This is a genomic window from Microbacterium sp., assembly GCF_035687345.1.
GTDB lineage: Bacteria > Actinomycetota > Actinomycetes > Actinomycetales > Microbacteriaceae > Microbacterium.
Genome location: NZ_DASRXZ010000133.1, coordinates 13,026 through 35,713 on the forward strand (window position 1 = coordinate 13,026; position 22,688 = coordinate 35,713).

20 protein-coding genes are annotated in these 22,688 nt (G+C 70.8%); 11 read left to right on the forward strand and 9 right to left on the reverse strand.

From position 1 onward, the window contains the following. Nucleotides 1-7 precede the first annotated feature (7 nt). From VFF97_RS15705 to VFF97_RS15715, 3 genes are all read right to left on the reverse strand, one after another. Complete coding sequence (locus VFF97_RS15705; RefSeq protein ID WP_325034441.1) at nucleotides 8-1,639, reverse strand: TIGR04028 family ABC transporter substrate-binding protein; 1,632 nt, start codon at nucleotides 1,637-1,639, stop codon at nucleotides 8-10. A gap of 355 nt (nucleotides 1,640-1,994) precedes the next feature. Further along, on the reverse strand, nucleotides 1,995-3,410 hold the full coding sequence (locus VFF97_RS15710; RefSeq protein WP_325034442.1) for an NtaA/DmoA family FMN-dependent monooxygenase: 1,416 nt from the start codon (nucleotides 3,408-3,410) through the stop codon (nucleotides 1,995-1,997). Next, nucleotides 3,407-4,264 carry a sulfurtransferase gene (locus VFF97_RS15715; RefSeq protein WP_325034443.1) on the reverse strand — a complete coding sequence of 286 codons (858 nt, stop codon included), beginning with the start codon at nucleotides 4,262-4,264 and terminating at the stop codon, nucleotides 3,407-3,409. Before VFF97_RS15715 ends, VFF97_RS15710 begins: the two co-directional genes overlap by 4 nt. An 85-nt stretch (nucleotides 4,265-4,349) precedes the next feature. On the opposite strand from VFF97_RS15715, the gene VFF97_RS15720 reads away from it, so the two are divergent. Both VFF97_RS15720 and VFF97_RS15725 read left to right on the forward strand, forming a co-directional pair. Continuing rightward, nucleotides 4,350-5,045 carry an SDR family oxidoreductase gene (locus tag VFF97_RS15720; RefSeq protein WP_325034444.1) on the forward strand — a complete coding sequence of 232 codons (696 nt, stop codon included), beginning with the start codon at nucleotides 4,350-4,352 and terminating at the stop codon, nucleotides 5,043-5,045. A 129-nt stretch (nucleotides 5,046-5,174) separates the two neighbouring features. Next, nucleotides 5,175-6,317, forward strand: a complete 1,143-nt coding sequence (locus VFF97_RS15725; protein ID WP_325034445.1) for a zinc-binding dehydrogenase — start codon at nucleotides 5,175-5,177, stop codon at nucleotides 6,315-6,317. 48 nt (nucleotides 6,318-6,365) lie between these two features. On the opposite strand, the gene VFF97_RS15730 is transcribed toward VFF97_RS15725, so the two are convergent. The 3 genes from VFF97_RS15730 to VFF97_RS15740 all read right to left on the reverse strand — a co-directional run bounded on the left by VFF97_RS15730 (nucleotide 6,366) and on the right by VFF97_RS15740 (nucleotide 8,025). Further along, nucleotides 6,366-7,325 (reverse strand): cation diffusion facilitator family transporter, encoded by a 960-nt coding sequence (locus tag VFF97_RS15730; protein WP_325034466.1) that lies wholly within the window; start codon nucleotides 7,323-7,325, stop codon nucleotides 6,366-6,368. A 5-nt stretch (nucleotides 7,326-7,330) separates the two neighbouring features. Then, nucleotides 7,331-7,786: a transporter substrate-binding domain-containing protein gene (locus VFF97_RS15735; protein ID WP_325034446.1), complete on the reverse strand. Its 456-nt coding sequence runs from the start codon at nucleotides 7,784-7,786 to the stop codon at nucleotides 7,331-7,333. Nucleotides 7,787-7,857: 71 nt separating this feature from the next. Further along, on the reverse strand, nucleotides 7,858-8,025 hold the full coding sequence (locus tag VFF97_RS15740) for a hypothetical protein (RefSeq protein ID WP_325034447.1): 168 nt from the start codon (nucleotides 8,023-8,025) through the stop codon (nucleotides 7,858-7,860). Between the two features lie 135 nt (nucleotides 8,026-8,160). Here VFF97_RS15740 and galT point away from each other — a divergent pair, with 135 nt between their 5' ends. Both galT and galK read left to right on the forward strand, forming a co-directional pair. Beyond that, nucleotides 8,161-9,342, forward strand: a complete 1,182-nt coding sequence (galT, locus tag VFF97_RS15745) for a galactose-1-phosphate uridylyltransferase (protein WP_325034448.1) — start codon at nucleotides 8,161-8,163, stop codon at nucleotides 9,340-9,342. Then, on the forward strand, nucleotides 9,339-10,517 hold the full coding sequence (gene galK, locus VFF97_RS15750; RefSeq protein WP_414684278.1) for a galactokinase: 1,179 nt from the start codon (nucleotides 9,339-9,341) through the stop codon (nucleotides 10,515-10,517). Before galT ends, galK begins: the two co-directional genes overlap by 4 nt. 13 nt (nucleotides 10,518-10,530) lie before the next feature. Here galK and araA read toward each other — a convergent pair whose 3' ends face one another. The 3 genes from araA to VFF97_RS15765 are packed head-to-tail and all read right to left on the reverse strand — an operon-like array spanning nucleotide 10,531 to nucleotide 14,421. Beyond that, a complete protein-coding gene (araA, locus tag VFF97_RS15755) occupies nucleotides 10,531-12,033 on the reverse strand; it encodes an L-arabinose isomerase (protein WP_325034449.1) in 1,503 nt (500 codons plus the stop codon). A 25-nt stretch (nucleotides 12,034-12,058) separates the two neighbouring features. Beyond that, entirely contained in the window at nucleotides 12,059-13,699 is a 1,641-nt protein-coding gene (locus VFF97_RS15760; protein WP_325034450.1) for a xylulokinase, read from the reverse strand. Further along, the gene (locus tag VFF97_RS15765) at nucleotides 13,696-14,421 is read right to left on the reverse strand and encodes an L-ribulose-5-phosphate 4-epimerase (protein ID WP_325034451.1); all 726 of its coding nucleotides are present in this window, start codon (nucleotides 14,419-14,421) and stop codon (nucleotides 13,696-13,698) included. Before VFF97_RS15765 ends, VFF97_RS15760 begins: the two co-directional genes overlap by 4 nt. Before the next feature lie 285 nt (nucleotides 14,422-14,706). Between VFF97_RS15765 and VFF97_RS15770 the strand changes: the two genes are divergently transcribed. The 7 genes from VFF97_RS15770 to VFF97_RS15800 all read left to right on the forward strand — a co-directional run bounded on the left by VFF97_RS15770 (nucleotide 14,707) and on the right by VFF97_RS15800 (nucleotide 22,674). Beyond that, complete coding sequence (locus VFF97_RS15770; RefSeq protein WP_325034452.1) at nucleotides 14,707-15,696, forward strand: ABC transporter substrate-binding protein; 990 nt, start codon at nucleotides 14,707-14,709, stop codon at nucleotides 15,694-15,696. 91 nt (nucleotides 15,697-15,787) lie between these two features. Beyond that, nucleotides 15,788-17,323, forward strand: coding sequence for a sugar ABC transporter ATP-binding protein (locus VFF97_RS15775; RefSeq protein WP_325034453.1), 1,536 nt, complete (start codon nucleotides 15,788-15,790; stop codon nucleotides 17,321-17,323). Next, nucleotides 17,320-18,372 carry an ABC transporter permease gene (locus VFF97_RS15780; RefSeq protein WP_325034454.1) on the forward strand — a complete coding sequence of 351 codons (1,053 nt, stop codon included), beginning with the start codon at nucleotides 17,320-17,322 and terminating at the stop codon, nucleotides 18,370-18,372. The genes VFF97_RS15775 and VFF97_RS15780 overlap by 4 nt, the downstream gene beginning before the upstream one ends. After that, nucleotides 18,369-19,391: an ABC transporter permease subunit gene (locus VFF97_RS15785; protein ID WP_325034455.1), complete on the forward strand. Its 1,023-nt coding sequence runs from the start codon at nucleotides 18,369-18,371 to the stop codon at nucleotides 19,389-19,391. Before VFF97_RS15780 ends, VFF97_RS15785 begins: the two co-directional genes overlap by 4 nt. Before the next feature lie 50 nt (nucleotides 19,392-19,441). Then, nucleotides 19,442-20,962 carry a sugar ABC transporter ATP-binding protein gene (locus VFF97_RS15790; RefSeq protein WP_325034456.1) on the forward strand — a complete coding sequence of 507 codons (1,521 nt, stop codon included), beginning with the start codon at nucleotides 19,442-19,444 and terminating at the stop codon, nucleotides 20,960-20,962. Then, on the forward strand, nucleotides 20,955-21,992 hold the full coding sequence (locus VFF97_RS15795; protein ID WP_325034457.1) for a LacI family DNA-binding transcriptional regulator: 1,038 nt from the start codon (nucleotides 20,955-20,957) through the stop codon (nucleotides 21,990-21,992). Before VFF97_RS15790 ends, VFF97_RS15795 begins: the two co-directional genes overlap by 8 nt. Before the next feature lie 46 nt (nucleotides 21,993-22,038). Next, a complete protein-coding gene (locus VFF97_RS15800; protein ID WP_325034458.1) occupies nucleotides 22,039-22,674 on the forward strand; it encodes an NADPH-dependent F420 reductase in 636 nt (211 codons plus the stop codon). Nucleotides 22,675-22,688 lie beyond the last annotated feature (14 nt).

Genomic DNA, 22,688 nt, shown 5'->3' on the forward strand with positions numbered 1-22,688 from the left:
CTGCGACCTACTTGTCGAGCCACACGTCGTAGAACAGCGGGCGGCCGACGGATTCGTACTCGACGCCGTGCACGTACGGAGCCGTGCCGTACACCTGCGGCTCCTCGAACAGCGGGATCACGTACGCCTGCTCGGCGAGGTAGTCCTGCACCTCCTGCGAGGCCTCGACGCGCTTCGCCGGGTCGGGCTCCGAGGCCACGACCTCCAGCAGCCGGTCGAGCTCGGCGTCGTCCGACAGGAGCGTGTCGCGGTTCTGTGTGTGGTACTGGCTCTTGATGACGTCGAGGTCCGCGCGGCCGACCATCGAGTGGTACAGCGGCGTCTTGAGCGGGTCCTGGATGTCTTCGGCGTAGGTGCCGGCATCCGCCGACTTCACGTTCAGCTCGACGCCGATCCTCTTCAGCTGCTGCGCGATCAGCTCGAGCGTCTGCTTCGACAGCGGCTGCGGCTTCGCCTCGTAGACGGTGAGCGAGAGGCGCTCGCCATCCTTCTCGCGGATGCCGTCCGAGCCCGGCTCCCAGCCGGCCTCGTCGAGCAGCTCCTCGGCCTTCTCGGGGTCGTACTCGTAGAACGACGACTCGTCCTTGTAGCCGAGCGCCGTCGAGCTGAGCGCCGAGGTCGCCTTCGGGTAGTTCGCGGTGAAGATCGTGTCGACGACCTCCTGCGCATCCACGCCCGCGACAAGCGCCTGCCGCACCCGGACGTCGCTGAGCAGCGGGTTCGTGAAGCGCAGGCCGATCGAGTTGTTGACGCCGCGCGTCTGCGGGGCGTGCAGCTCGAAGCCCGCCGACTCGACGCGCGCCTCGTCGAACGCCTGCACGTAGCGGATGTAGTCCGCCTGACCTGCGAGGAGCGATCCGATGCGCACCGAATCCTCCGGCGCCACGATCAGGTGGATCGCGTCGAGGTACGCGCGACCCTGGTGCTCGAAGCTCGGCGGAGCCCAGTCGTAGTCCTCGCGTGCCTCGAACGTGAGCTCCGTGCCGAGCTTCTCGTCCGTGATCACGAACGGCCCCGAGCCGACGATCTCCGTCGCGTTGCCCGCGCCGAACTCCTCGAGCGACAGGTCGAGCGTGTCAGGCGACAGCAGCCCCGAGTTGATCGTCGACGTCGCCTGGAGGAAACCGGGCGCGGGCGCCGAGAAGCGGAACGTCACGGTGTCGTCGTCCACGACTTCGCTCGACTCGTAGTTGTTGATCGCCTCGGAGACCGTCAGCCCGAGGTCGGGGTTCCCCAGCCCGTAGGTGTCGAAGTTCTTCGCGACGGCCGCCGCGTCGATGGGCGTGCCGTCGGAGAACGTCGCGTCGTCGCGCAGCTCGAACGTGTACTCGGTCGCGTCCTCGTTCACGGTCCACTCGGTCGCGATCCACGGCTCGATCTCGAGCGTCTCGGGATTCTGCCACGTCAGGCGCGCCGTGATGTTGTTCACGATGCCGCCGTTCGGGTAGAACCCGGCCTGCGGCGGATACAGGTTCGTGTAGGTCTGGTGCTCGAGGTAGGTCAGGGTGCCGCCGGTGACCGGATCGCCGGCGGGCTCACCCGATCCGCTCGGCGCGTTGCTCGACGCGCACGACGCGAGGGTGGCCGCGGTGGCGATCGCGGCGAGTGCGGCGACGGCGCGAACTGCGGGACGGGACATGTCGGGTCTCCTGGAATCGGGGGATCGGAAGGCTGGCGGCCACGCTACGCAGGTCGCGGCGAGCGCCGCCGAGTGTGACGACACAGCCCGTCACCGCTCGAAAGACGCGTTCACACGCGGTCACAGTGGGCAACACGGATGCCGCTTCGCCGGTCGCGCGCACCCGGTCGCTGAGCCCGTCGAAGCGTCGCCGCGGATCCCGCGCCCCGGTCGCTGAGCCCGTCGAAGCGTCGCACCCGGTCGCTGAGCCCGTCGAAGCGTCGTAGCGGACGCCGCGCCCCGGTCGCTCCCACCCGGTCGCTGAGCCCGTCGAAGCGCCGCCGCGGACACACGGTCGGCCCGCTGCGCTCCTCGCTCAAGAACCGAGGGAAGCGGCGGATGCCCCGGCGGGCGCATGCAGCAGCCGCGGCGCGCCCAGCCCGAGCCGCTCGCGCAGCGTCTCGCCCTCGCGACCGAGCAGTCCGCGGCGTCGCAGCTCGGGAACCGCGAGCGCGGTGAACGCCTCGAACTGATCAGGCTGGAAGGCCGAGAGCACGTTGAAGCCGTCCGCCGCGCGCTCGTCGCTCCAGCGCTCGAAGTGGTCCGCGACGGTCGACGCATCGCCCACGACGAACGCTGCCGGAACCGCGTGCGCCGCGATGAGGTACCGCCACGTCACGGGGAAGTCTCCGCCGACGCGGCGACCCGTCCTCTGCTCGACGAGCGCGAGCGTGCGCGCGGCGGCCTCGCCGAATCGCGCCGCTGCGTCGCGCGCGACCAGTTCGTCGACACCGGCCCGGCGCGATGGGTCGTCCGGCGCGAGGTCGGCCGCGTCGAGGAAGGCCGCGAGGGAGCGGTTCACCGGGAACCCGGTCCGCTCGACGTGCGGAGACTCGCCGTCGTGGATCGGCACGAGCAGCAGCAGGCGGTCGACGATCACGCGGGCCGCGGCACCCGTCTCCGCCACCACCGGAAGCACCGGCGCGATCACCTTGAGGTCGTCCGGCCGACGGCCCGACGCCGAAGCCGAAGCCCGCAGTCGTGCCCGCGTCTCGCGCGCCGTGTGGAGGTCGGGTGAGGCGATGAGCGCGAGGTCGGCCTCGGTCGCCGCCAAGGCCCGCGAGCGGTCGGATGTGCCCGCGTGGACGATCGGCGGATGCACCTGCGGCGGCCGCGCGACGTTGAGCGGACCTTCGACCCGCACGTACTCGCCGCGGAACTCGGGCGCACGCAGACCGCGCTCGTCGATGAGCGTGCCCGTGAGGCGGTCGGCGATCCACGCGTCCTCGTCCCACGACTCCCACAACAGGCGCAGCGCGTGGACGAATTCCTCGGCGCGGTCGTACCGGGTCGCGTTGTCGGCGTGCGCGTCGCGTCCGTGGTTCGCGGCCGCGCGCGGCTCGGCGCCCGTCACGAGGTTCACGCCGGCGCGCCCACCCGTGAGCAGATCGAGCGACGCTGTCGCACGGGCCGTCGCATACGGGTCCGCGTACGTCGTGTTGACCGTCGCGATGAGCCCGATGCGCTCGGTGATCCCCGCGAGGTAGAGCACCGCGCTCACGGGATCGATGCGCGCCAACAGGTAGGGGTCGCGGAACTCGAGGTCGGGACCCGTCGCCAGCCAGTCGCCGAAGAAGAGGTAGTCGAGTCCCGCGTCTTCACCCAGCTTCGCGATGCGGCGGAGGATCGCGGCATCCGTCTGCGGATCGGCGTGCGCGCCCGGATGCCGCCAGCCCGACGGATACGCGCCGAGCGTCCGCACCATGGCGCCCACGATGAGCGGCTCGGTCATGAAGGCACCACCTCGGCGGCGGGTGTGCGTCCGACGGCGACGAGCCGCCCGCGCGTGTTCGACCATTGGCTCCACGAGCCCGGGTACACGGTCACCTCGATGCCCGCGACGGCACCCGCGAGCGCCGTGTGGGTGGCGGCGATCCCCGAGCCGCAGTAGGCGGCGACCGGCACCCCCTCGGTCGCGCCGACGGATGCGAAGGCCGCGCGCAGCTCGTCGGGCGGCCGGAACCGCCCGCCGTGCACGTGGACGGTCGTCGGAAGGTTCACGGCCCCGGGGACGTGGCCGCCGACCGGGTCGATCGGCTCGGTGTCTCCGCGATAGCGCTCGGGCGCGCGCACGTCGAGGAGCGTTCCGCGCCACGGCCAGTCCTCGACGTCGTCGATGTCGGCGACCGCGTCGGGGTCGAGCTCGTCGAGCTGGATCGTGCCGCGGCGCGGCTGCACATCTCCGGTCTCGAGCGGCAGTCCTTCGGCGATCCAGGCGCGCAGGCCGCCGTCGAGCACACGCACCGACGGCACACCGGACCGAGTGAGCAGCCACCACGCGCGCGCCGCCGCGACCGCATGCAGGTCGTCGTACACGACGACGTGGTCGCCCGCGCGCAGACCCCAGCGCCGCGCGGCCTCTTCCAGCACGGTGCGAGGAGGGACCGGATGCCTCCCCTCGCGCGGGTCGCCGCGCAGGGCCAGCTCGTGTTCGAGGTCGACGTAGACCGCTCCCGGAAGGTGCCCGTCCAAGTAGGCCGGGCGCCCCTCGGGCTCGTCCAGGCGCCAGCGGACGTCGAGCAGACGCACGTTCGGATCGCGACCGAGCAGTTCGTGGAGCTCAGCGGGGGAGATGAGCGGGGCCATGTCGTCATGGTCGCCCGCCCCCGAGGAGGCCGGCTCCATATGACGACACACGATGCAACACGGCGACATGAGAGAGGATGACGGGATGACTCGAACCCACGTGCTCACCGGTGCCGGCTCGGGGATCGGCGAGGCCGTCGCGCGCCGCCTCGCCGACCGCGGCGACCGTCTCATCCTCGTCGCGCGCGACGCCGACCGCGCCGCGCAGCTCGCCGCGAGGTTCGACGGCGCCGCGACGATCGCGGCAGAACTGCGGCATCCGGACTCCCTCGCCGACGCGATCACAGCCGCGGATCTGCCGGATCGCATCGACTCGGTCGTGCACGCGGCGGGCATCGTCGACCTCGGAACCGTCGCCGAACTGTCGGTCGAATCGTGGACGGACCAGCTCACGGTGAACCTCATCGCCCCCGCCGAGCTCACCCGCCTCCTGCTCCCCGGTCTGCGGGCAGCGCGCGGACAGATCGTCTTCGTGAACTCGGGCGCGGGGCTCTCCGCGCATCCGGAGTGGGCGGCATACGGCGCGTCGAAGCACGGTCTGAAGGCTCTCGCGGATGCGGTGCGCGGCGAGGAGGCGCCGTACGGCATCCGCGTCACGACCGTCTATCCCGGCCGCACCTCGACACCCATGCAGGAGCGCGTGCACGAGCAGGAAGGGCGCGAGTACGACCCGAGCGCCTTCATCGACCCCGACTCCGTCGCGACGACCGTGCTGACCGTGCTCGACCTGCCGCGCGACGCCGTCATCAGCGACGTGACGGTGCGCCCCGGTCCCCGCTGACGCCGTCACGACTCCGCGAGCGCTTTTCACCGAGCGACACGCGCTGTTGCCGGGCGCCGGGGCCGCCTCGATCCTGGAACGCACGCGCCACAGCACCGCCATGAGGACCGTCCGACAGAGGAGTCGCCGATGACCGAGCCCGCCTCGCCCACGCTTCCCGAGACGATGAAGGCCGCCGTCCTCCGCGACGACCGGCCCGCGCTCGAGGTGATCGAGATCCCGGTGCCGCGGCCGCGGCGCGGCGAGGCGCTCGTGAAGGTCCGCGCGTGCGGCGTGTGCCACACCGACTTGCACGTCATCAAGAGCGAGGTCGCGTTCCCCCGTCCGGCGGTGCTCGGACACGAGATCAGCGGCACGATCGTCGAGGTCGGCGACGGAACGACGGATGCCGCGCTCGAGGTCGGCGACGAGGTGGTCGGCGCGTTCATCATGCCGTGCACCGAGTGCGACGCGTGCCGCCGCGGGCGCGACGACCTGTGCGCGAGCTTCTTCGGCCACAACCGCCTGCGCGGGACGCTGTACGACGGCGACAGTCGCCTGTCCCTGCCGGACGGCTCGTTCCTCGCGATGTACTCGATGGGCGGGCTCGCCGAGTATGCGGTCGTGCCGCTGTCGGCGCTCACGCGCCTACCCGACGGGCTCGACCCCGTGACGTCCGCCGTGCTCGGATGCGCCGCCTTCACCGCCTACGGCGCGGTGCACCGCGCGGGACACGTCGAGCGTGGCGAATCCGTCGCCGTGGTCGCGGTCGGCGGAGTCGGCAGCGGCGTGGTGCAGGTCGCCCGCGCCGCGGGCGCCGATCCGATCATCGCGATCGACGTGTCGGACGAGAAGCTCGAAGCCGCGCGCAGTCTGGGCGCGACGCACGTCGTGAACTCGAGAGAGACGGATGCGGCCACCGCCGTCCGCGAGCTCACGCACGGCCGCGGCGTCGACGTCGCGTTCGAGGCACTCGGGCACCCGGCGACGTTCGCGCAGGCCGTGCGCACGCTCGCCGACGGCGGTCGCATGGTCGCGATCGGCATCGGCGCGGGCAACGCGGCGGCCGAGGTCGAGATCACGCCGCTCGTGCGTCGCGGGTACACGATCACGGGATCGTTCGGCGCGCGAACGCGCGAGGACCTCCCCGCCGTCGTCGACCTCGCCCGTCGCGGCGAGTTCGACACGGTCGATCTCGTCACGCGTCGGTACTCCCTCGACGACGCGGATGCCGCGTACCAGGCGCTCTCCCGCGGCGAGATCACCGGCCGCGCGGTCGTCGTGATGTCGTAGGCGCCCGCTCCGACGGATCGCGGAGCGGCGCCGCATCCGCCATGACCGTCATCTCTCCGCCTCTTCGGGGAGCTCGCGGACGGGGATGACCTGCACGTCCTGCACCTTCCAGTCGAGCCGGACGATCCGCTCGTGCGCGTCCTCAAGACGGGCGAGCGACACGCTGCCGCGGCGAGGCACGACGAACGCCTCGATGTGGAACACCTGGCCCATGTCGCGCATGCGAACCGACACCGCCTCGACCCACGGGAGAGCGGCGAGCAGTTCGACCACCTCGCCGGCGAGGGGATGCACGTGCTTGTCGTCGTGGGTCCGCGCCCGCTGGTCGATGAGGTCGAGCACCGCGCCGCGCGAGTTGCGCCACCCGTCCCACATGATGCCGAGCGAGATGAACAGCGCGGCGACGCCGTCGAGCCACCACCAGCCGATGCCGACGCCGAGGACTCCGACGATCGAGGCGACGGTCGACGTCCAGTCCGCCTTCGCCATGTCGGCGTCGGCGTACAGCACCTTGTTGTGCAGCGTGGGTGCGAGCTTGGACTTCGCGTGGCCGTAGAAGAACGGGCCGATCGCCGTCACCGTCATCACGGCGACCATGAACCATCCGAGCCACACGGTCTGACCGAACACGCGCACGGTCCCGATCGCCGGATGCTCCGCGCGCACGAGGAGCGAGATCGCCTCGAACGCGAGGATGCCGCCCACGGCCAGCAGCGCGACCCCCGCCACGAGATGCCCGATCCCCATCGCGCGGTGCAGCCCGTACGGGAACGCCCGCGTCGGCCTGCGCCGGATGAACAGGAGGGCGACGAGGAACGAGATCTGCGGCAGCAGCGACAGGATGTCCTCGATCCACGCCGTGCGCATCGCCTGCGACCCGCCGAGCACGAGCGCGATGAGCACGATCGTGACGATCGTGTAGGCGATCGTGAACCACTCCCACCGGATCGCGGAGCGCAGGACCCGCTGCTGCTGCGGCGGGAGGTCGGTGCGCCCGATGCTCTTCACGCTCTTCACCGCGAGAGCTCCTCGTCGAGGTACGCCTCGAGCGCGGCCTGCAGCGCGTTCTCTCCCATGGGCAGGAGGATGACGACGGATGCCCCTCCCGCACCGGGCACGTCAGGGTAGCCGCGCGTGACCGACACACGGTCGGCCCACGGCGTGTTGTCGGTCATCCCGCCGATCGCGAGGTCGAGCCCGCCCGCGGCGAGTCCGTCGACGAGGTCCTCCTCGCTGTCGACCGTCCACTCGACGCGCGCATCGCGCTCCTCGGCGAACCCCTCCACGAGGTCGACGAGCGAGCCCTCCGGCTGCCCGTCCGTCGTGACGACGAGCGACCCGCTGGGCGAGGCGCCCACCCGGAGTGTGCCGTCGGTGATGCGGTCGAGCGTCCCGTCCGGGTCGGCGGGGATCCGGATGCCGCAGCCGGAGAGGACCGTGGCCGCGATCAACATCGTGACCGCGGCCACGGTCCGTTTCGGTGCGCGGCGATCCGCCGTCGTGCACCGAGCGGCCCCCCGGCCGTTCATGCGTCCCCCGCTCAGGTCGCGCTGTAGCGCTCCATCCAGTCGCGGAGAGCAGCCTCTTCGAAGAGGTCGGCCTCATCGAGGAGGCCTCCGTCATCGAGGACGATCGTCTGTTCGGCGCTCTCGTCGCCGTCCGAGGCGTCCGAGCGGCGTTCTTCGTGCGGCACCATCAGCCTGTCCACTCGAGACCACCTCTCCTTCTGAACCGATCGTCGCCCACACCGGGAGATATCCCGCGGGGGTTGACTCCGGGGGCACGGCGGGCTACACGTGCCGCGGCCGCGACCTTCGCCTCGTTCTCGGGCTACCGTGGCGACGTGGACACCGCCAGGCAGCATGCCCCGACCGACGCGCCGGTGACGCTCGGCGCCGGCGTCGTGCGCCGGTCGGCACGCCTCGCGGACGGGCGGGAGCTCCTCTACTACGACGATCCCGGGACGACCCTCGGCCCCGAGCGGGCCGTCGATGCGCGCATGCTCGAGGCTCGGCCCGAGACCGCGACGATGCGCCTCGACGTGCTCACGGGCGACTGGATCACGGTCGCCGCAGCGCGCCAGAACCGGGTGCTGCTCCCGGGCGCCGACGCCGACCCGCTCGCACCGCAGTCGCCCGGCAACCCGTCCGAGGTGCCTTCGAGGTACGACGTCGCGGTGTTCGAGAACCGCTCGCCCGCCTTCGGTCCCGCGCTGCGCGAGATCGTCGACGGGACTCCGCCCGCGGCCGACCCGCCCACGGGTCTCGACGATCTCGCCGAGGTCGGCCTCGGGCGCACGCGCACGTCGGTCGGGCGCTGCGAGGTGGTGTGCTTCAGCCCCGAGCACGAGGGATCGTTCGGGACGCAGACGGTCACCCGCGCGCGCACCGTGATCGAGGCGTGGGCGGACCGTACGGCGGCGCTGTCGACGTTGCCCGGCGTCGAGCAGGTGTTCCAGTTCGAGAACCGCGGCGAGGCGATCGGGGTGACGCTGCCGCATCCGCACGGACAGATCTACGCGTACCCGTACGTCACCCCTCGCACGTCGCGTCTGCTCGAGAGCATCGCGCGCGCCGGTCGCGACCTTTTCGCACGCGTGCTCGCGTTCGAGCAGGCGTCGGAGCGCGTGATCGTGCGGGGCGAGCACTGGACCGCGTTCGTTCCGTTCGCGGCGCACTGGCCGCTCGAGGTGCACGTCCTGCCGCACCGGCATGTCGCCGACTTCGCCGAGCTGACGGATGCTGAGCGCGACGAGCTCGCGCCCCTCTACCTGCGCCTGCTGCGCGGTGTCGACGCCCTCTACGACACGCCGACGCCGTACATCGCGGCGTGGCACCAGGCTCCCGTGCACGTGGGTCGCGATGTCGTGCGCCTGCGGCTCGAGTTGACGAGCCCCCGCCGCGCCGCCGACAAGCTCAAGCACCTCGCCGGCTCGGAGGCGGCGATGTGGGCGTGGACCGCCGAGGTCGCGCCCGAAGAGGCCGCCGGACGCCTGCGCGAAGCAGTCGAAGGAGTGATCCTGTGATTCTCGGGCCGGCGGCGCGCGACGCGCGCGATCTGTTCGCGGCGACGATCGGCGGCGAGCCCGCCGGGCTGTGGTCCGCACCCGGACGCGTGAACCTCATCGGCGAGCACACCGACTACAACGACGGCTTCGTGCTGCCGTTCGCGATCGATCGCCGCACCTACGCCGCCGCGACGCGCAGCGCGGAGCGCCGCATCCGCGTCGCCTCGACGCTCGAAGCCGAGACGGTCGAGGTGCGGCTCGACGAGCTCGACCTCGTGTTCCCCGACCGCCGCGAGGCGGTGCCGGAGTGGGCGCGCTACCCGTTGGGCGTTGCCTCGGCTCTGCTGCCCGAGCGCGATGCTGATCTGCCGGGCGTCGACGTCGCGATCGCGTCGGACGTGCCGGTCGGGTCGGGCCTCTCGTCGTCGGCCGCGATCGAGTGCGCCGTGGCGGCGGCGCTCGACGAGCTGTGGGAGCTCGACCTCGACCGGATCGCGCTCGCACGGGCGGGCCGCCTCGCCGAGAACGAAGCCGTCGGAGCGCCCACCGGCATCATGGACCAGCTGGCGGCGATGCTCGGTCGCGCCGATGCCGCGGTGTTCCTCGACTGCCGCTCGCTCGAGTCCGAGGTGATCGACCTCGGCTTCCGCGAGCAAGGCCTCGGCACGCTCGTCATCGACACCGGGGTGACCCACTCGCACGCGACGGGCGGCTATCGCGAGCGCCGGGAGGCCTGCGAGCACGGGGCCGCGGTGATGGGCGTGACGGCGTTGCGCGACCTGTCCGTCGACGACCTCGCGCGCGCCGCCGAGCTCCTCGACGACGCCTCCTTCCGGCGCGTGCGCCACGTCGTGACCGAGAACCGACGTGTGCTCGACACCGTGGAGGCGCTCCGCGCTCATGGCCCGGGCACGATCGGCGACCTCCTCCTCGCAAGCCATGCCTCGATGCGCGACGACTTCGAGATCTCGATTCCCGAGCTCGACACGGCGGTCGAGACCGCCGTCGCCGCGGGCGCGATCGGTGCGCGCATGACGGGCGGGGGCTTCGGCGGAGCCGCGATCGCCGTCGTGCCGAGCGAGAGCACGAAGGACGTGACGGATGCCGTGACCGAGGCGTTCGCGGCATCCGGTTTCTCGGCACCACGGTGCTTCAGCGTCACCCCGTCCGACGGCGCGCGCCGAGACGCGTGACGCGCCCCTCGGGTCAGAAGCCCTGCGCGAGGCGGTAGTACGCCTGGTTCCAGCGCAGCTCCTGCTGGAACCCGCGGACGGTCGTCGAGTCGTCGATCACGAGGAGCTCGGTCTTCGCGATGTCGGCGAAGTCGCGGAACACGTCGATCCCCACGGCCGTCGTCATGACGGTGTGGTGCGCGGCGCCCGCCGCGAGCCAGCATGCGGCCGACGTCGCGAAGTCGGGGGCGGGCTTCCACACCGCGCGTCCGACGGGGAGCTTCGGCAGGTCGGGCGCCTCGACGTTCTCGACGACGTTCGCGACCAGACGGAAGCGGTCGCGCATGTCGCTCATCGCGACCACGAGCGCTGGCCCCGGGTCGGCGGTGAACACGAGGCGGACCGGATCCTCCTTGCCGCCGATCCCGAGCGGGTGGATCTCGAGCCGCGGCTTCTGCGTGGTGAGCGACGGCGACACCTCGAGCATGTGCGCGCCGAGGATCTTCTCGTCGCCCGCGGCGAGATCGTACGTGTAGTCCTCCATGAGCGACGCGCCGCCCGGCAGCCGCGCGCCCATGACGCTCGCGATCCGCACGAGGATCGCGGTCTTCCAGTCGCCCTCCGCGCCGAAGCCGTAGCCCTCGGCCATGAGCCGCTGCACGGCGAGGCCCGGGAGCTGCTTGAGGGCGCCGAGGTCCTCGAACGAGGTCGTGAAGGCGCCGAACCCGCCGCCCTCGAGGAACGAACGCAGGCCGACCTCGATCGCCGCACCGTCGCGCAGCGACTCGTGACGCTCACCGCCGGGAAGGAGCTCCGGCACGACGTCGTACGAATCGACGTACTCCTCGACGAGGGCGCCGACCTCGGCATCCGTCGCCTGCGCGACCGCGTCGGCGAGCTCGTTGACTCCCCACGTGTTCACCTGCACGCCGAACCGCAGCTCGGCCTCTGTCTTGTCGCCCTCGGTGACCGCGACGTAGCGCATGTTGTCGCCGAACCTCGCGAGCTTGAGGGATCGGGCGGCGGCCCATCCCGCGGCCGCGCGCTGCCAGTCCTCGACCTGCCGCAGCACATCGGGGTTCGAGACGTGCCCGACGACCGTCTTGCGCGCGACGCCGAGACGCGTCTGGATGTAGGCGAACTCCCGGTCGCCGTGCGCAGCCTGGTTGAGGTTCATGAAGTCGAAGTCGATGTCGGCCCACGGCAGCTCCACGTTCGCCTGCGTGTGCAGGTGCAGCAGCGGCTTCTGCAGCGCGTCGAGCCCGGCGATCCACATCTTCGCGGGGCTGAAGGTGTGCATCCACGCGATCACGCCGATGACGTCGTCGCGCGCGTTCGCGTCGAGGGCGAGGCGACGGATGCCGTCAGGATCGGTCAGGACCGGCTTCCACACGACCTTCACGGGAAGTCCCGCGAGGCCCTCCGCGACGCTCCGCGACTGGTCGGCGACCTGACGCAGCGTCTCCTCTCCGTAGAGGGTCTGGCTGCCGGTCGCGAACCAGACTTCGTACCCGTCGAGCGAGGTGGAGAGCGTCATCCGTGGTGTCCTTTCGAATCGAGCTTCAGCGTCCGGTGGGTGGCAGGGCGCGGGCGGCGGCCGCCTCGACGTCGAGCCCCGCGCGGTACGCGTCGAGGTAGGCCGCGAATCCGGCGACGTCTGCCGGATCGGGGTCTGCGGTGTCGAAGGTCGCGTCCGCGAACACGCGTTCCTCGAGGAACGACGCGAGACCGGATGCCTCACCCGACCCCTCACGCACGCACCGCGTGTACGCCGCGAGCACCGCCATCCCCCAGGCCCCGCCCTCCGACGCGGACGGCGCGAGGGCGACGGGCGCGTCCAGCGCCGCGGCGAGGAACCGCTGGGCGACGCCGGCCGTGCGGAAGACGCCGCCGTGCGCGAGCATGCGGTCGAGCCCGACACCCTCGGATTCGAGCACGCGCATGCCGAGTGCGAGCGTGCCGAACACGCCGTACAGGTGCGCGCGCATGAGATTCGCAAGGGTGAGCCGGCTGTCGGGGGTGCGCACGACGAGCGGGCGCCCCTCGGCGAGGCCGACGACCGGCTCGCCGGCGACCTGGTTGTACGCGAGCACGCCGCCCGCGTCCGCGTCGCCCTCGAGCGCCTCCCGGAACAGCACCTCGAACACGTCGTCGTCGCCGAGCTCATGCCCCGCCGCGGCGGCGAAGCGCCCGAACACGCGGGCCCACGCGGCGAGCTCGCTCGCCCCGTTGTTGCAGTGCACCATCGCGACGGGGTCGCCGGCGGGCGTCGTCACGACGTCGAGCTCGTGGTGGACGCGCTCGAGCGGCCGCTCGAGCACCACCATCGCGAAGATGCTCGTTCCCGCGCTCACGTTGCCGGTGCGCGGCGCGACGGCGTTGGTCGCGACCATCCCCGTCCCGGCATCCCCTTCGGGCGCGCAGAACCGGACGCCGGCGCGCAATGCGCCCGTCGGATCGAGCAGCGCGGCGCCATCGGCCGTGAGCTCGCCCGCGGACTCGCCCGCGGTCAGCACGCGCGGCAGCAGCTCGCGCAGCGGCGCGGCGAGCGCGCTCGCCGATGCGAGCGCGTCGAACTGCGCGACCATGACCTCGTCGTAATCGGCAGTCTCGGAGTCGATCGGCAGCATCCCCGACGCGTCTCCGATCCCGAGCACCCGCTCGCCCGTGAGTTTCCAGTGCACGTATCCCGCGAGGGTCGTGAGGAACCGGATGCGGGGGACGTGCGCCTCCTCGTCGAGCACCGCCTGATACAGGTGCGCGATCGACCACCGCAGCGGGATGTTCACGCCGAACAGGTCGGTCAGCGCCTCGGCGGCCGCGCCCGTGTTGGTGTTGCGCCACGTGCGGAAAGGCACGAGCAGCTCGCCGTCGGCGTCGAACGCGAGATAGCCGTGCATCATCGCCGACACGCCGATCGCACCGTACGTCTGCGGAACGACGTCGTACCGGCGCCGCACGTCCGCGACCAGGTCGGCGTACGCCGCGCGCAGTCCCGACCAGACGGCGTCGAGCGAGTAGGTCCACAGCCCGTCGACGAGCTCGTTCTCCCATTCGTGACTGCCCACGGCGAGCACGTGCGACGGGTCGTCGCCGACGAGGCACGCCTTGATGCGTGTCGACCCGAGCTCGATGCCGAGCGACGTGCGGCCTTCGCGGATCGCGCGGTTCGCGGCATCCGTCGACTCGTCCGTCCCGGTCATCGGCGATCGTCCTCCTTCTGGCCGTACACGTTCTGGTACCGGTCGTAGAGCCGGTCGATGATGTCGGGAGGCAGCGGGATGACGGGCCCCGCCTCACGTGCGTAGTGGACGGTGCGGGCGACGTCCTCCACCATGACGGCGGCCTTCACCGCGTCTTTCGCGGTGACCCCGATCGTGAAGGGGCCGTGGTTCTGCATGAGCACGGCGCGCGAGCGGTGTCCGGTGAGCGTCTCGACGATGCCGCGGCCGATCGAGTCGTCGCCGATGACGGCCAGGGGGCCGACCGGGATGGGCCCGCCGAACTCGTCGGCCATCGCGGTGAGCACGCACGGGATCTCCTCGCCGCGGGCCGCCCACGCCGTCGCGAACGTCGAGTGCGTGTGGACGACTCCGCCGACCTCGGGCATATGCCGATAGACGTATGCATGCGCGGCGGTGTCGCTCGACGGGCTGCGCTCGCCGCCCTGCGAGCCGGGGACCACGTTGCCGTCGAGGTCGCACAGGATCATGTTCTCGGGAGCGAGCTCGTCGTACGAGACGCCGGAGGGCTTGATGACGAACAGGTCCGCCCCGGGCACGCGACCCGACACGTTGCCGCCCGTCCAGACGACCAGGCCGTACCGCACGAGCTCGGAGTGGAGCCGGGCGACATCGGCGCGCGTGCGCGCTACCGCATCCGTCTCGACCGTCGTGCTCGGGCCCAGGTGGTTCTCCGGGGACATGCGCTCCTCCACGCGTTACATCGTTGTAAGGCTGATGTTACCGATAACAGGTCGGCCGGGCGACTGACGAGCGCTCTGCAACCGACCTCATGTCGTGAGATCGTTCACGGCGAGGACGTGCTTCGACACCCGGGACGACAGTCTGTTACGGAAATGTTATCGCTCACACATTGCCGGAACCGGAAATGTGAGGGCTAACATTTGGCGCACGGGCCGCAACCCAAGCGTCAGCGCCCGCACCACGATCCGGCACCGGTGCCGGACCAAGACGAGGAGGTTTTGGAAGTGAAGAAGAAGTTCCTCGGCGCCGTCGCGATCCTCGGCGCCCTCGCGATCGCAGCCACCGGCTGCGCCAGCTCATCCGGTGGCGACACCGGCTCCGGCGACGCCGCCGGCGACGAGACGATCACGGTCGGCTTCGCCCAGACGGGCTCCGAGTCGGGCTGGCGCTCGGCCAACACCGAGTCCATGAAGGCGGCCTTCTCGCAGGAGAACGGGTTCGATCTCGTCTTCAACGCGGCCGACAACGACCCCGCCGCGCAGATCGCGGCCGTGCGCGACTTCATCAACCAGGGCGTCGACGCGATCGTGATCGCGCCGATCGTCGAAGACGGCTGGGACGACGTGCTGCAGGAGGCGGCGGATGCCGGCATCCCCGTCATCCTCGAGGACCGCACGGTCACCGCCTCGGACGACCTGTACGCCACGTGGGTCGGTCTCGACTTCAAGCGCGAGGGCGAGATCGCCGGTGAATGGGCTGCCGAGAACTTCGGCGACACCCCCACCAAGATGGTCGTGCTCGAGGGCACGACGGGCTCCGCGCCCGCCAACGACCGCGCCGAAGGGTTCGACGCGGCCATCGAGGGCACCCAGATCGAGAAGATCGACTCCCAGACGGGCGAGTTCACCCGTGACGGCGGCAAGACCGTCATGGAGGGCTTCATCCAGAAGTACGGGATCGACGGCATCGACCTGCTCTACGCGCACAACGACGACATGGCGCTCGGCGCGATCGAGGCGATCGAGGCCGCGGGCGGCGTGCCCGGCGAGGACATCGCGATCATCTCGATCGACGCGGTCCACGACGGCATGCAGGCGCTCGTCGACGGCAAGATCAACTTCATCGTCGAGTGCAACCCGCTGCTGGGCGAGCAGGCCGCCGAGCTCGTGAAGAAGGTGCTCAACGGCGAGGGCGTCGACAAGGCGTACTACGTCGAGGACCAGAGCTTCACGCAGGAGCAGGCCGCCGAGGTCATCGACTCGCGCGCCTACTGATCCGAACGAGCACGACGCGACACGCGGCCGGGGGTCATCCGAGCACTCCCCCGGCCGTGTGTCCACAATGAGGGCGGAAAGGCCACGACACATGCCAGCGGACGTCGAAGTCCCTCCGGTCGTCGAGATGACCGGCATCACCATTCGCTTTCCCGGTGTGCTCGCGCTCGACGGTGTGGACTTCGCGCTGCGCCCCGGCGAGGTCCACTCGCTCATGGGCGAGAACGGCGCGGGCAAGTCGACGCTCATCAAGGCGCTGACCGGCGTCTACCCCATCGACGCCGGTGAGATCACCGTCGCGGGGCGCCGCAGCGTCTTCGCGACGACGGCCGACGCGCAGCGGGCCGGCATCTCCACCGTCTATCAAGAGGTCAACCTCTGCCCGAACCTCTCGGTCGGCGAGAACATCATGCTGGGCCACGAACCTCGCAGCGCGGGCGGCATCGACTGGAAGGCGACCCACAGCGAGGCGGCCGCGCACCTCGAGAGCCTCGGACTGCAGCTCGACACGCGCTCGCAGCTGTCGACGCATTCGATCGCCATCCAGCAGCTCGTCGCGATCAGTCGCGCGATCGTCCTCGACGCGAAGGTGCTCGTGCTCGACGAGCCCACCTCGAGCCTCGACCGCGGTGAGGTCGAGCGCCTCTTCGCGGTCATCCGCGATCTGCGCGGGAAGGGCGTCGCGATCCTGTTCGTGAGCCACTTCCTCGACCAGGTGTTCGAGATCTCCGACCGCATCACCGTGCTCCGCAACGGGCGGCTCGTCGGCGAGTACGCGGCCTCGGAGCTCACGCGGGCGCAGCTCGTGTCGAAGATGATCGGCCGCGAACTCGACGAGCTGGCGGCGCTGTCGTCGGTCGCCGATCGCGACATCGACCGCGCGCGGACCCCGGTGCTCCGGGCGACGGGCATCGGCCGCCGCGGCACGCTCGAGCCGGTCGACATCGACGCCTACGAAGGCGAGGTCGTCGGCATCGCGGGGCTTCTCGGGTCCGGGCGCACCGAGCTCGTGCGACTCCTCTACGGCGCCGATCGCGCGGATGCGGGCGAGATCCAGGTGAACGGCAAGCCCGCGCGCATCCACACGCCGCGACACGCGATCGATCACCGCATCGCGTTCTCCTCGGAGGACCGCCGCGCGGAAGGGATCATCCCCGACCTCACCGTCGCGGAGAACATCGTGCTGGGCGTGCAGGCGAAGCGGGGTGCCGTCCGTCGCGTGCGAAAGGGTGAGGCGGATGCGATCGTCGCCGAGCTCATCCAGGCGCTCGGCGTGCGACCGGCCGACCCGACGATGCTCGCGGGGAACCTCTCCGGCGGCAACCAGCAGAAGGTGCTGCTCGCGCGCTGGCTCGCGACGGCGCCCGAGCTGCTCGTGCTCGACGAGCCGACGCGCGGGATCGACGTCGGTGCGAAGGCCGACATCCAGCGCAAGGTCGCCGAGCTGAGCGCGAAGGGGCTCAGCGTCATCTTCATCTCGTCGGAGCTCGAAGAGGTGCTCCGGCTCGCCCAGCGGGTCGTCGTGATGCGGGATCGCCGGAAGATCGGCGACCTCGATTCGAGCGAGATCGACCTCGACGGGCTCATCGAGGTCATCGCACACAACGGGAGCGAGACCGCGGCATGAGAAGAGTCATCCGTCATCGCCTGTTCTGGCCCATCGTCGCCCTGCTCGTGCTGATCGCGATCAACACGATCGCGCGGCCGCAGTTCATCGGCATCACGGTGCGCAACGGCCAGCTGTACGGGGCGCTCATCGACATCCTGCGCAACAGCGCACCGCTCATGCTCGTCGCGCTCGGCATGACGATCGTGATCGCCACGAGGGGCATCGACCTGTCCGTCGGCGCGGTCATGGCCGTGTCGGGAGCGGTGGCGCTCACGATCATCGACGCCTCGTCCGATCCGACCGGCGTCGGCACGGTCGCCGTCGCCGTGCTCGCCGCGCTCGGTGTCTCGCTCGCGCTCGGCATGTGGAACGGCCTGCTCGTCTCGGTCGTCGGAATACAGCCGATCATCGCGACGCTCGTCCTGATGCTCGCCGGTCGCGGCGTCGCGCTGCTCATCACAGACGGGTTCATCACGACCGTCAACAGCCCGCCGTACTCGTTCATCGCGACCGGCTACCTCATCGGGCTGCCCGTCGCGTTCCTCATCTCACTCACCGCGATCATCGTGATCGCCCTGTTCGAGCGGCGCACCGCCCTGGGCGTGCTCACCGAGGCCGTCGGCATCAACCCCGAGGCGAGCCGCCTCGCCGGCGTGCGTGCGCGGGGCATCGTGTTCACGGCGTACGCGGTCACGGGACTGCTCGCCGGCATCGCGGGGATCATCTACAGCGCGAACATCCGCGCGGCCGACGCGAACGCGACCGGCCTGTTCATCGAGCTCTACGCGATCCTCGCGGTCGTCCTCGGCGGCACATCGCTCATGGGCGGCAAGTTCACGATCGCCGGCACCGTCGTCGGCGTCCTCACGATCCAGACACTCGAGTCCACGATCCTCTTCCTCGGCGTCCCGTCGGCGCAGAGCCCCGTGTTCTTCGCGATCGTCGTGATCGTCGTCGTCATCGTGCAGTCGCCGCGGCTGCACGCGTGGGCGCGAAGCGCCTTCCGGGCGAGGGCGCGAGGCGCGGCATCCGATTCCTCGATCGACAAGGCGAAGGTGGCCTCATGACCGCGATCGACACCCGACCCAAGCCGGCCGAGACGTTCGCGTCGCGGTACTCGACCTTCCTGCGCCGCCGCGCGTCGCTCATGCCGACGCTCTCGGCCGTCGTGATCCTCATCGCGCTGCTCATCGGCGCGCGCGTGCGGTTCGCGAACTTCCTCTCGCCCGGCAACCTGTCGGCGCTGCTGCTCGACAACGCGTACCTCATCGTGCTCGCGGTGGGCCTCACGCTCGTCATCATCACGGGCGGCATCGACCTGTCGGTCGGATCCGTCATGGCGTTCACCGGCATCCTGTGCGCGAGCCTTCTCGCACAGGGCCTCCCCGCCTTCCTCGTGGTCCCGATCATGCTCGTCGGCGGCGCCCTCATCGGGCTGCTGATCGGCGTGCTCGTGCAGTACTTCAACGTGCAGCCGTTCATCGCGTCGCTCGCGGGACTGTTCCTCGCGCGCGGGCTCGCGTTCGTGGTGAGCCTCTCGTCGATCCGCGTCGAGGACCCGGCGATCCTGTGGCTGCAGCGCACGCGGTGGTCGGTGGGCGGGTGGTACATCACACCCACCGGCATCATCGCGCTGCTCGTCGTGGCGATCGCGTTCTTCGTCATGCACTGGACGAGGTTCGGACGCACGGTCTACGCGATCGGCGGGAGCGAGCAGTCCGCGCGGCTCATGGGTCTCGACGTCGCGCGCACGAAGGTCCTCGTGTACGTCATCAGCGGCGTGTGCGGCGGACTCGCGGGTCTGCTGCTGACCGCGTACTCGGGGGCGGGGTATCCGCGCAACGGCATCGGCACCGAGTTGGACGCGATCGCGGCGGTCGTCATCGGGGGCACGCTCCTCACGGGCGGCACGGGCTACGTGCTCGGATCGCTCATCGGGGTGCTCGTGTACGGCACGATCAAGAAGCTCATCTCGTTCATGGGCGCCGAGCAGTCCTGGATGCAGATCATCATCGGCGCGCTCCTGCTCGTGTTCATCGTCGTACAGCGGCTCATCGTCGCGAGGTCGCAGCGACGCGGCAGATGACAGCCCCGCGCGCCACCTGGACGGCGCACGACCGACGGGATAATGGCGGAATGGAGGAAAGGCGCCCGCTGCTCGAGCTGACGGGCGCCACCGTGCGGTTCGGGGCCGACACGGCGATCGACGCGGTCGACTTCCGTCTGTTCCCGGGAGAGGTGCACTCGCTCATGGGCGAGAACGGCGCCGGCAAGTCGACGCTCATCAAGGCGATCACCGGTGCGCTCCCCCTCGATGAGGGGGCGCTGACGCTCGACGGCGAGCACGTGCACTTCTCTTCGCCGCAGGACGCGCAGCGGGCCGGCATCAGCACGGTCTACCAGGAGATCGACCTGCTCCCGAACGTGTCGGTCGCCGAGAACATCGCGCTCGGTCGCGAGCCGCGGCGCCTCGGCGTGATCGACTGGCGCACGATGCGGTCGGAGGCGCGGGCCGTGCTCGCCGACCTCGGGCTCGACATCGATCCGGCCTCGCTCCTCGGCACGCACTCGCTGGCCGTGCAGCAGCTCGTCGCGATCGCACGGGCGATCTCGACCGACGTCAAGGTGCTCGTCCTCGACGAGCCGACGTCGAGCCTCGACGTGGACGAGGTCGCAGAGCTGTTCCGAGTCGTGCGCGACCTCACGCGGCGCGGCGTCGCAGTGCTGTTCGTGTCGCATTTCATCGACCAGGTGTACGAGCTGTGCGACCGCGTTACGGTCCTGCGCGACGGACGCCTCGTGGGCGAGTACCTCACCAACGAGCTGCTGCGCATCGAGCTCGTGCAGGCGATGCTCGGGCGCACCGCAGCCTCCCTCGACGCGAAGACCCGCGCCGAGGTCGACCCGACGATGCCGCGCGAGCCTTACCTGAGCGCCCGCGGGGTCACCGTGGGCAACGGCATCCGCGACGCCGACGTCGACATGATCGAGGGCGAAGTCCTCGGGGTCGCCGGCCTCCTCGGCTCGGGCCGCACCGAGCTCGCACGAGCGATCACAGGCGCCGACCGCGTGAGCGCGGGGATCATCCGCATCGCCGGGCGGGAGCAGCACGGAATGCATCCGCAACGGGCGATCAACCTCGGCGTCGTCTACTCGTCCGAGAATCGCCGCACCGAGGGGATCATCGCCGACCTCAGCGTGCTCGACAACATCACGCTCGCGCTGCAGGCCGAGGAGGGCGTGTTCCGCCGCATCCGGCCCGACCGCCGCCGCGAGCTCGCGATGAGCTGGGTCGAGGCGCTCGACATACGCCCGCCCGATCTCGACCGCCCGGCAGGAACCCTGTCGGGCGGCAACCAGCAGAAGCTCCTCCTCGCGCGGTTGCTCGCCCTGTCGCCGCGAGTGCTCGTGCTCGACGAGCCGACGCGCGGGATCGACGTCGGCGCCAAGGTCGAAGTGCAGAACCTCGTCGGAGAGCTCGCCGACAACGGGCTCTCGGTCATGTTCATCTCGGCCGAGCTCGAAGAGGTGCTGCGCGTGGGCAACCGCGTGACGATCCTGCGCGACGGCCGGATCGTCGACACCCTCCCCTCCAGCATGCTCACCGTCGACTCGCTCCTCGCCCTCGTGGCCCGGCCCGAGGAGATCGATGGCTGACACGCGCACGACCTCCGAAGACGGCTCGACGCGGGCCGCCAACATCTTCGACGTGGCCCGGCTCGCGGGCGTCTCGCACCAGACGGTGTCGCGCGTCATCAACGACCTGCCGAACGTGCGCCCCGCCACTCGTGCACGCGTGGAGCAGGCCATCGCGCAGCTGCGGTACAGTCCGTCGCCGGCCGCGCGCGCGCTCGTCACGCGGCGCACGCGCACGATCGGCCTCGTGACGCCGGGCATCTCCGACTACGGCCCGACGTCGGTCGCGCTGAACTTCAACTACGCCGCGCGCGAGTCCCGCTACAGCGTCGACACGGTGAGCGCACCACCCGACGACCCGAAGGCGTGGCGCTCGGCGATCGAAGGACTCCTGCGGCAGCGCGTCGATGCGATCGTTCTCGTGGTCGTCCATGTCGCCGTGCTCGAGCTCGTGCGGTCGCTCGACCTCAGCATCCCCGTCGTCGCGTGCGCGTCGACCGCGCGCCGGAGCCCGCTCATCGTGTCGATCGACCAATACCGCGGCGCGCGCGCGGCGGTGCGCCACCTCGCCGAGCTCGGACACACGCGCATCCTGCACCTCGCGGGTCCTGCGACCGCGCCGGATGCCATCGAACGCGCGCGTGGCTGGAGCGACGAGCTCGCCGCCCACCGGCTTGAGCTCACCGAGCCGGCGTATGGCGACTGGTCCGCCGCGAGCGGGCACCGCCTCGCATCCGCGTGGGACGTCGGACCCGGCACCGCGATCTTCGTGGCGAACGACCAGATGGCGATCGGCGTGCTGTCGGCGCTCCGCGAGCGCGGTCTGCGCGTTCCCGAGGATGTGAGCGTCGTCGGCTTCGACGACATCCCCGAGGCGGGATACCTGTATCCACCGCTCACCACCGTGCGCCAGGACTTCGCGGCGCTCGGCGAGCTCATGATGCAGAAGGTGCTCCTCGCGGCCGAGGAGCCCGACACGACGACGGAGGCGACGCCCATCCCGACGCACCTCATCGTGCGGCACTCGACCGCCGCGCCCGAGGCCCCGTGAGCCGCGATCCGGGAATGCGTGCGCCCGGCCGTCGATTGTCATGGGCATGACGACCGTCGGAATCATCGGAGCAGGACACATCGGATCGACCCTCGCCCGCGGGCTCGTCGGGCGCGGCTACGACGTCGTGATCGCGAACTCGCGCGGTCCCGAGACCCTCGCGAGCCTCGTGACCGAGCTCGGCCCGCGAGCGCGGGCGGGAACCGCGACGGATGCGGCGACCGCCGCCGACTGGGCGATCGTGACGGTCCCGCTGAAGGCGTACCGCGACATCCCCGCCGAGCCTCTCGCGGGCAAAATCGTGCTCGACACGAACAACTACTACTGGGAGCGCGACGGCCGCATCGCCGAGCTCGACCAGAAGAAGGCGACCACGAGCGGACTCCTGCAGCGGCACCTGCGCGGCGCGAAGGTCGCCAAGGCGTTCAACTCGATCCGCTCGACCGAGATCCTCACGGCGGGGTCGCCCGCCGGCACCGCGAACCGTCGCGCGCTGCCGACTGCGAGCGACTTCGACGACGCGATCGCGCTCGTGACGAAGATCTACGACGAGCTCGGCTTCGACACCGTCGTCATCGGCCCGCTCGAGGAGAGCTGGCGCGTCGAGCGCGACCAGCCCGCGTACGTCGTGCCCCAGACGGCGGACGAGCTGCGCGCGAACCTCGCCCGCGCGGTGCGCTGAGACCGGCGGCCTAC